We start from the raw sequence: 8,975 nt of genomic DNA, 5'->3' as shown, positions 1-8,975 counted from the left end.
GAGATTGAAGTTGTAAAGGTGTTGCAAAATGAAAACCGAAAAAGTGCTGGTCCTGAGAACATGCGCCAATAACATGGCCGACCACTGTGGTCTGATATGGCCCGTTTCAGGACCGGTGGAATGCAGGTTTTGGGAGCCGACGAGAAAACTTGAAAATGGGCTGGCTGGCTTGCTTTGGGGTCAAGGCACAAACGCCCATTTGAGCATGCAGGCGGATGCGCGATGGGTTGTGTGCGAAGTGGCGGTACGCGACTTGATATTTCTCGAGGACGACGAAGGCGTCAAGTTTTGCCGTGCAGAAGTCGTTCACGTGGGGACGCGAAATAGCGCATTGGATTACATCGCCGATAATGCGGCTGATTATGAAGCGTCGACGAAGAACTTGATTGAGACTTTTGAATTTCCTGAAGTGCAATCCGAGACAATCGAGACACTTCCCGGGCTCCCGGTTATTGCTGGCAGTCTTCCCGATGTCATCAGTCACCGTACAACTGTAAGGGCCACGCAAAAACTCGAAACAGCGGTTTATGGCAGTACGCTCACTGGCGCCAGCCAGAGCCAGCTCATTGCAGGCTACGGCAGCACTGAAACCGCCGGCGATAGCAGCACGCTTATTGCGGGATACGGCAGTACCGGGACTTCGGGGTCCGACAGTTCGATCATTGCAGGGTATGGCAGTACACAAACCGCCGGAGATGAAAGCTCGCTGATGGCGGGTTACGGCAGCACACAAACAGCCAAGGCAGGTAGCGATCTCACCGCTGGCTACGGCAGCACCGGCACCGCCGGCTCCGACAGTTCACTGATTGCCGGCTATGGCAGTACGCAAACTGCCGGTGGCGAAAGTTCTTTGACCGCTGGGTACGGCAGTACGCAAACGGCTCAGGTGGGTAGCGATCTCACCGCCGGTTATGGCAGCACCGGCACCGCTGGCTCCGACAGTTCACTGATCGCCGGATATGGCAGCACCCAGACTGCCGGCGGAGAAAGCTCCTTGACTGCCGGTTATGGCAGTACGCAAACCGCCCAGGAGGGCAGTGATCTCACCGCCGGCTACGGCAGCACAAGTACCGCCGGTTCGGACAGTTCGCTCATAGCTGGCTATGGCAGTACACAGACTGCCGGTGGCGAAAGCTCTTTGACCGCTGGTTACGGCAGTACGCAAACGGCTCAGATCGGCAGTGATCTCACCGCCGGCTACGGCAGCACCGGCACCGCCGGTTCCGACAGCTCGCTGATTGCCGGCTACGGCAGCACACAGACTGCCGGCGGAGAAAGCTCGCTGACTGCCGGTTATGGCAGCACCCAGACGGCCCAAGAGGGCAGTGATCTCACCGCCGGTTACGGCAGCACCAGCACCGCAGGCTCCGACAGTTCGCTGATCGCGGGTTACGGCAGCACGCAGACGGCCGGCGGAGAAAGCTCCCTGACCGCCGGTTATGGCAGCACTCAGACAGCCCAAGAGGGCAGTGATCTCACCGCCGGTTACGGCAGCACCAGCACTGCCGGCTCCGACAGTTCACTGATCGCGGGCTACGGCAGCACCCAGACTGCGGGGCAGGAAAGCTCGCTGACCGCCGGTTACGGCAGTACGCAAACCGCGCAGATCGGCAGTGATCTCACCGCAGGCTACGGCAGCACTGGCACCGCCGGCTCCGACAGCTCACTGATCGCTGGCTACGGCAGCACGCAGACTGCTGGGCAGGAAAGCTCGCTGACCGCGGGTTACGGCAGTACGCAAACTGCCCAGGAAGGCAGTGACCTCACCGCCGGTTACGGCAGCACGGCCACCACTGGCCCCGGCAGCATGGTGACTGCCGGTTACGGCAGCTCGCAAACCGCCGGTCACGGAAGTGCGCTGATTGCAGGCTACGGCAGCACCCAGACTGCCGGTTACAAAAGCATTCTGACCTCGGGTTATGGCAGCACTCAGACCGCCCAGGAAAGCAGTGACCTGATTACAGGCTACGGCAGTACCGAAACCGCTGGTTACGACAGCTCGTTGATCGCCGGTTACGGCAGTACGCAAACTGCCGGACACGGCAGCATCCTGACTGCCGGTTACGGCAGTACACAGACCGCACAGGAAGGCAGTTCGCTCACAGCCGGATATGGCAGCACGAGCACCGCCGGCCCTGACAGTTCGCTGATCGCGGGTTATGGAAGCACGCAGACCGCAGGACACGAAAGCACCCTGACCGCGGGCTACGGGAGTACCCAGACTGCTCAGGAAGACAGTTCACTTACTGCGGGATATGGCAGTACCTCGACCGCTGGATTCAACAGTTCGTTGATCGCAGGTTATGGCAGCACTCAAACAACGGGATATGAAAGCACCCTGACTGCCGGATACGGCAGTACACAAACCGCGCAGGACAATAGCTCACTGACCACTGGCTACGGCAGTACGTCGACGGCCGGCTATCAAAGCTCGCTGATTGCCGGTTACGGCAGCACCCAGACCGCAGGCTACGAATCCACGTTGACGGCGGGTTACGGCAGTTGCCAGACAGCTCAGGAGCAAAGCTGGTTAACGACCGGCTACGGCAGTACCTCGACCGCTGGCTACGAAAGCACACTGATCGCCGGTTATGGCAGTACGCAAACCGCTGGCTATGGCAGCACCCTTACCGCCGGCTACGGCAGTACGCAGACCGCCCAGGAACAAAGTTCGCTGACCACCGGTTATGGCAGCACTTCAACGGCAGGCTATAGCAGCACGCTGGTTGCCGGTTATGGCAGCACGCAAACCGCCGGTTTCAATAGCAGCCTGACGGCAGGTTATGGCAGCACTTCGACCGCAGGGTACGAGAGCACCCTGATCGCCGGATATGGCAGCACCCAGACCGCGGGGTACGACAGTATCCTGACGGCGGGGTATGGCAGCACACTCACTGCACTCGACAGCAGTACCCTGACCGCTGGTTACGGCAGTACGGAAATCGCAGGATTTGGCAGTTCGCTGATGGCCGGCTATGGCAGTTCGCAGACTGCCGGTTACGAGAGCACGCTGACGGCGGGTTATGGCAGCACCCAGATGGCGGCGCGCGATAGCACACTCACCGCCGGGTATGGCAGCACCGGGGTTGCAGGGCAAGACAGCTCGCTGATCGCTGGCTACGGCAGCAGTTTGACCAGTGGCGTTCGCAGCTTTTTGACCGCCGGTTACGGCAGCACGCTGATCAGTGGACTGCACAGTGTCCTGACTGCCGGGTATGGCAGCAGCCTGACCTCCGGAATGCGCAGCAGCTTGACGGCCGGATATGGCAGCAACCAGATCGCCAGTCATAAGAGTTCCCTGATTGCGGGCCATGAAAGCACGCAGATTGCCGGGCATAAAAGCATGTTGATCGCCGGCAAGGGCAGCTCGCAAACAGCGGGTTCTCGCAGCACGTTGATCGCCGGTGCCAACAGCATTCAGATGGCGGGCGATCGCAGCAAGCTGACTGCCGGTGCCGACAGCACCCAGACAGCCGGCGACCGCAGCAAACTCCTGGCCGGCAGCAACAGTTACCTGACGGCTGGCGATCACAGCAAACTCACCGCCGGTGACGATTGTGTGCTGATGGCAGGAGATCGCAGCAAGCTGACCGCCGGCAAAAACTGCGTGTTGACCGCCGGTGCCGACAGCCGACTCATCGGGAGCCTCGGCTCAACGCTTTCAGGCGGGGAGAATTCAACCCTGGTTTTCCGCTCCTGGGATGGCAAGCGCTACACCAACGTGGTCGTCAAGACCGGGATCGACGGAGTAGAGGCTGACGTTCCGTATCAGATTGACGAGGACAGCAATGTACTGGTCAGGGCTGAGGACAACGATGATAGCGGGGTCGAGGCTTCGCGGATTCCAACATAAAATCTTGCTTGGTTGCGGGCGTGAAGATGTCAGGCCTTTGGGTGATAACAAGGTACAGCTCAATCTCGACCTGAAAAACCCGTTCGACCGTGATTATGAAGAGGGCACATTCGGCAGCGCCTACGCCTGTCCGGGGGCCCCGCGAACCGTGCAAGTGGGTGTTGCCTACACCTTGTAGAAGGGCAAATCTCGCACGCCGGAAATGAAACAGCCCTGAATATTCAGGGCTGTTTTTTAGTTATTCGCTAACGCCTTAGCCGTCCTTGCTGTAGCCGCTGCCGGCCTCTGTCAGATTCGAATAGAAGATGCAGCCGATCAGTCTCGCGAACAGGCCTAACGTGTCCGCCAGATCCGGGTCGTCGAAAATGACGGCCCTCGAGTCCAATGCACACAACGCGCCCCAAAGTTGTCCGTCAGGAAGAAAAATAGGCGCCCCTGCGTAGCTTTCAATCAAATATTGCTTCACCACAGGACGTGTCGAAAACCTGCCGTCGCGACTTATTTGTGGTACGAAAAGCACCTGCGGGTCTCTGCGAAACTCACTGCAAAGTGTGGTCTCGAGTTCCAAGGTGTCGCCGGTGTTGATCCCAAGCTCGATCGGATCGTAGGCGGAACAGACTATCCAGTCCGTCTCGGTGAATTTTGCGATCGCCGCGAACCGCGTTCCGGTCATGCGTGTGACGAGCTGCAGAATATTGGTTGTAGCTTCAATTTCAGCGATAGAGGAACGTTCCTCTGCGCTTAGCAACGCTCTGTGAATGGTCTCACTGAGAGGCATGCATTGTTCTCCGGTAATGAATGATCGAGCTGGCGACTGCTAAACGCGCTTGAAACTGCCCATTTTGATTCTAAACATAACGGAGTCGTTCACTTGAAAGGTTCCTGATGGCTGCCATAGCGAAGGATCATTGGCATCAGGCTCCAGGCACCATCACCAGCGTTTTAGCTTTGATCAGGCGGGTAATGTTCGGTAATTTATTGGATGTCACACTGAATATAAGGGTGAGGACGTGGAAGGCGTAGTGTTGAACGAAAAGATGCGGCGTGAAGCTGATCGGCTTCTGGCGCAGATTGTCCGGGCAGACTCGATGATCATCGCGGTGAAGGCGGGGGCTCGCGCAGATGGCTTCGTGCTTGGGTTGGAAACCAGTGGGGTTTTGCGTGCCGGCGATGCTGAAAAGCTGTACGTCATTTTTGAAGCGGCGTTGGTAGAGCGTCTGAAAACGCTTTCACGCCCTTGAGCTGCTTGTCAGCCATCAGCTTGAACTAAAAAATGACCGGTTAGTCATGGTAGTTGTCTGCCACTTTGATTTTGAGGTCATCCATGCACAACTACACGATCCAATATCGATTCAACGGCGAGTCCCGCACGCAGCAACTTGAACTGCAGCAGCCCGAACTCTCCGTTCAGGATGCTGCCATGCATGTGCTGGAACTTCATTTCGGCGATGGTGAAAACAGTCTGATCATGCCGACAGCGGACTCAACTGCTGAGGAGATCCTGGAGCAAGCCCGTCTGGTTGGTATTTCCAAAATCGAAGTCAAACAAGCAACTCATGGATCAACTGAGATGGGCTGACAGTTTTTAGACCCTCAGAAACATCATTGCCTCTGTAGCGGCTGTCAAATTCGTTGAGCCGAGACGTACTGTGCGTACATCAAGAAAGGAGGTTAGGGAGGGAGTGTAGAGGTGAAATTGTAGAGCTCCGGGCGAAGCTCTACGATGAATGCAAATTGCTTTTAGCCGATCAGGACGGTATTGATTTTTTTCGAGACAGGGTGATCGTTGAAGAAATGTGGCTGTATCTCTTGAAGTGTCGCTTCCAGAATCGCCACGCGGCGCTCTGCAGCCTTGAGCTGATCGAACAGTGCTTTGATTTCAAATCCACGTTGCCTGGCCAGACGTCCTTTGATCACTACGCCACGAGCGTCCATGAGCGTTTCGTGAGGAGTGGAAGTCGGCGCTCTTGTAGCGCTGATGACTTTCAATTCGGTAGTGACAGGCCTTAATTCCTTGGTAGTTGATTGCATCCAGCTATCTCCGATTTCTTATTGCGCTTGAGCATTATTAGTGAAAAGCCAGGCTCAGCCAACAAGGGTAGCTCATCTTATTATATGGCGGCCAGAAAGACACAGACGTCGGTCGCTCAAACCGACGAGTAGCAATTCTTAGTTATTTGCTGCTTCCGGTGTAGCTGCGCCAAGGCATCGTCATGCCGGTTACGAAAAAACCAGTCACCGCGCCACTTTTCGGTGATGAAGAGACGCTGCTACGTGCCATCCGCGCCGGATGACGACCGTTTCGCGCGGGAAAGGTCGCTCGGCCGCTACGGCAAATGCGTTTGCGCACGGCGTCGTTGTGATTTCCGGATTTCCTTGAGCTTACGGCGATAGTTTTCTTTTCCGGAGTAATTATGCTCAAGACAGCCATGCCCGGGGAGTGATGTGTGAACAGGCTTTTGACGCTATCAGCAGATGAGATGCCAAACGCTATAGAGACAGATCATTTTGCTGCCGCGCGCTTTTGTATCGTTTCCACTTTCTCTCCAATTCTTCACTCAGGTACTCGCCGTTTGGAGTTCTGGAGAGATTCACTACTCCTCCTTTCCGTAGCGTTTGTTCGTATTCCTTGCGATAAGAATTGATGATTTGCCTGGATGGCGACAGCCGATCCAGTACTGCAATTAGTTTCATTACCTTCAATAGCATGGGTAACCTTAAAAAAAACAGGGGCGAGCAAGTACCCAATTTTGGAAAGGCATCTCTTTGACTTTTCAAGGGTTGAATTTCATCTGACCTACGGAGATACCTGTAAATTGGGCTCGCAACGTATCGGTGTGCGAATCAATATCCTTGGATCCGACTATTTTGCTAAGCAGTAATTCCAAGAAAATGGGCAGATCGTCAGCTCGGAGCTGTTTCGATCCCGAGCAATGCGAATGGCGTCCCGATGTGCTGCTCGACATCACCGATGTCTGGAACAAGAAGTACGCGGCCATCCATGCCTGGCCGGTCAGGAGCACGACCACCACAACTGTTGCGGGTCGAGTTGATCCCTACATTATGCTTGGCATGCATACCGCATTGCAGGACGACGCGCGTGTAGTACTTCCACAAGTGACTTTCTAGCCGACGATTTACCGCAAGAGCCTGCGCTGTGCGACCCGCGTGCTGCTGGTCCGTTCGCCATCGAGCGCGGGTTGGTGCCGGTGACGCGGACATCACCCCAGTGCGGATCTACATGGAAAACACCGGACAGGTTGCCATCGCCCATGTGCCGCCATCTGATGGTGAGGCGTGCTACCACGGTGACGCTCGTATTGACGGAGTGCCTGGGCATCGATTGTCGAATTCGAGGAGATCGCCGGCGCCAGTTGCGGTGCCTTGCTACCGATCGGCAACCCAAAGGACCTGATCAACGGCGTCGAAATGACCTGCGTCGATAACGGCATGCCTGTAGTGCTAATCCGCGCGCAAGAGCTGGGCTGTAGTGGGTTGAGAGTCCCGCGCAACGCGACGCCAATGCTTCAGTGAAACAGCGTCTGGAGTCAATTCGACTGCAAGCGGGACCGCGTATGAACCTGGGATATGTGAGCCAGCGCAACGTGCCGAAGATGTGCCTGATTGCACCGCCGCAGATAGTTGGGGCCATCATTCGTTTCGTCAGGTCTTTGGCGTGATAGGCCAACTCGTTAGTTTTGAACGTCCATTTGAGATCAATCAAGCGATCCTGTAGACATGGTTGTGAGTTTTGGTTGCGGAAACCGAAGAAATCATGCGGAAAGGATTTACGAAATCCGCGATTACAACCGCTTACCCAGAAACGACAAAGCCCTGAATAATCAGGGCTTTGTCGTATCAAATATGCCGGAGGCGATGGGATTCGAGCTCATGGACCTGTTACAGTCGACCGTCAAGACCGCTATGAAAAGCCGCTGAATACGCGGCCTCAGCCGCTTTTTCGTTCCAATACTTCTGTTTTGCAGCACCTCTACAGACCGCATTCTACAAGGGGTGCGATTTGAGTTATGGAACGCATTTTTTGCCTATTTTGATGGTTTGGAGATGGCGCCGACGCGGCGATAAACCCGCTCTGTAATGTCGCCTTTCGTGTGCCCGAGCAGCAGGCTGGCGTCATGCCTACTAAACGTTAGGTCTGGGGTAACTCCCGAATATCCACTGTACCGCCGGCCTCATAAACTGGATTTCCGACAAGTAGATTTTTAGCCTTATCGAGATTCTCTGCGCGGACTCGAATGAATCCACTTATTTGAGTATCGCTAGGCTGACCTAAGTGACCGTTGCGTAGACGCTCCCCTTGACCAATCGAGCTGCCGCAATCCGCGATTGCATTTGACGCAATGGAACGGCGGGGGCTCATAACAGGTGCTGAGTGGAGGCAACTCATCCGCTACGCTGGGGCGATACTTGATCGCGCGGATGGAAAATCGGAGGGAGGGACTTCTGAGATCAGGCACTCTGAGGGCTTGATCGATCTTCGGGCCTTAGACTGCGAAGACCCGAAGATTGGAGCTTTTTTAGATCCGATGGATCTGAGTGATGTGCGGCTTGCCATTAATTGGCGCGTAGATTTCTACGATCGCTTGCCAGCCGTTTGGCGAACCCGGAAGCGTAGCTTTCGACTTGTAGCGATAGTTGGTGCCATTAACGACTTGGCTGGAAACCTCTTCGGGCGTGTAGCTCACGCCAACGAAGCCGGCCAGTGCTTCTTTGAAGACTTCCTGATCCTTGGGAGTCAGTTTGTGGTAAGGGGTCCATCCACCAACAAGATGTTCTTGAGCTGTCATGAATTAAATCTCCCTATTTAAATTCCTACTCGTTTGGCTTTTCGGAGTACGCCCCGTTTATTCAATGGTTTCCGGAATCCATTTCCTGAATAGTTTTCCGTGCATCCCTGACTGCATTGAGATGATTGTCCAGGAAAACACCGATACGAGCTTACTGCCGGTGCCGGGGAGTGTAGGTGAAGAGGGGGGGAGGTCAAGGCGATTGCAGCGAAGAGGTCAGGGCGGCGTCTTGTAAAAAAGGCAATCGGAGCTGGCATATGTCGAATTGGTATTAGCGCTAACCGCGAGCGTCTATTAGGAAAGCCTTTCCTCCC

At 55.5% G+C, this 8,975-nt stretch carries 7 protein-coding genes and 3 pseudogenes; 6 read left to right on the top strand and 4 right to left on the bottom strand.

The genetic code is table 11. The features are described from left to right. Positions 1–28 precede the first annotated feature (28 nt). Complete coding sequence (locus tag M0814_RS25865; RefSeq protein WP_103483302.1) at positions 29–3,853, top strand: Ice nucleation protein; 3,825 nt, start codon at positions 29–31, stop codon at positions 3,851–3,853. A 37-nt stretch (positions 3,854–3,890) separates the two neighbouring features. Continuing rightward, complete coding sequence (locus M0814_RS25860; RefSeq protein ID WP_158547278.1) at positions 3,891–4,031, top strand: hypothetical protein; 141 nt, start codon at positions 3,891–3,893, stop codon at positions 4,029–4,031. Positions 4,032–4,106: 75 nt separating this feature from the next. Here the strand turns inward: M0814_RS25860 and M0814_RS25855 are convergent, their stop codons facing one another. Beyond that, on the bottom strand, positions 4,107–4,631 hold the full coding sequence (locus M0814_RS25855) for a GAF domain-containing protein (RefSeq protein ID WP_003224422.1): 525 nt from the start codon (positions 4,629–4,631) through the stop codon (positions 4,107–4,109). Between the two features lie 244 nt (positions 4,632–4,875). Here M0814_RS25855 and M0814_RS25850 point away from each other — a divergent pair, with 244 nt between their 5' ends. Further along, a complete protein-coding gene (locus tag M0814_RS25850; RefSeq protein WP_332307558.1) occupies positions 4,876–5,094 on the top strand; it encodes a hypothetical protein in 219 nt (72 codons plus the stop codon). 83 nt (positions 5,095–5,177) lie between these two features. Beyond that, positions 5,178–5,432: a hypothetical protein gene (locus tag M0814_RS25845; RefSeq protein WP_103483303.1), complete on the top strand. Its 255-nt coding sequence runs from the start codon at positions 5,178–5,180 to the stop codon at positions 5,430–5,432. Between the two features lie 161 nt (positions 5,433–5,593). Here the strand turns inward: M0814_RS25845 and M0814_RS25840 are convergent, their stop codons facing one another. Continuing rightward, positions 5,594–5,884: a hypothetical protein gene (locus M0814_RS25840; RefSeq protein ID WP_146774722.1), complete on the bottom strand. Its 291-nt coding sequence runs from the start codon at positions 5,882–5,884 to the stop codon at positions 5,594–5,596. Positions 5,885–6,778: 894 nt separating this feature from the next. On the opposite strand from M0814_RS25840, the pseudogene M0814_RS25835 reads away from it, so the two are divergent. Then, a pseudogene (locus tag M0814_RS25835) lies at positions 6,779–6,876 on the top strand (PIG-L domain-containing protein); the annotation flags it as partial. A gap of 13 nt (positions 6,877–6,889) precedes the next feature. Here M0814_RS25835 and M0814_RS29210 read toward each other — a convergent pair. Further along, a pseudogene (locus M0814_RS29210) lies at positions 6,890–6,979 on the bottom strand (PIG-L domain-containing protein); the annotation flags it as partial. A gap of 50 nt (positions 6,980–7,029) precedes the next feature. Between M0814_RS29210 and M0814_RS25825 the strand changes: the two are divergent. Then, positions 7,030–7,506 (top strand): annotated as a pseudogene (locus M0814_RS25825) (PrpF domain-containing protein); the annotation flags it as partial. Positions 7,507–8,391: 885 nt separating this feature from the next. On the opposite strand, the gene M0814_RS25820 reads toward M0814_RS25825, so the two are convergent. Continuing rightward, positions 8,392–8,661, bottom strand: a complete 270-nt coding sequence (locus tag M0814_RS25820; RefSeq protein WP_103483306.1) for a hypothetical protein — start codon at positions 8,659–8,661, stop codon at positions 8,392–8,394. Between the last annotated feature and the right edge of the window lie 314 nt (positions 8,662–8,975).

The sequence above is a fragment of the Pseudomonas sp. MWU12-2020 genome, from assembly GCF_023100605.1.
GTDB lineage: Bacteria > Pseudomonadota > Gammaproteobacteria > Pseudomonadales > Pseudomonadaceae > Aquipseudomonas > Aquipseudomonas fluorescens_H.
Note: the sequence above shows the minus strand (reverse complement) of the source record. Positions and strands in the feature narration are given on the sequence as shown.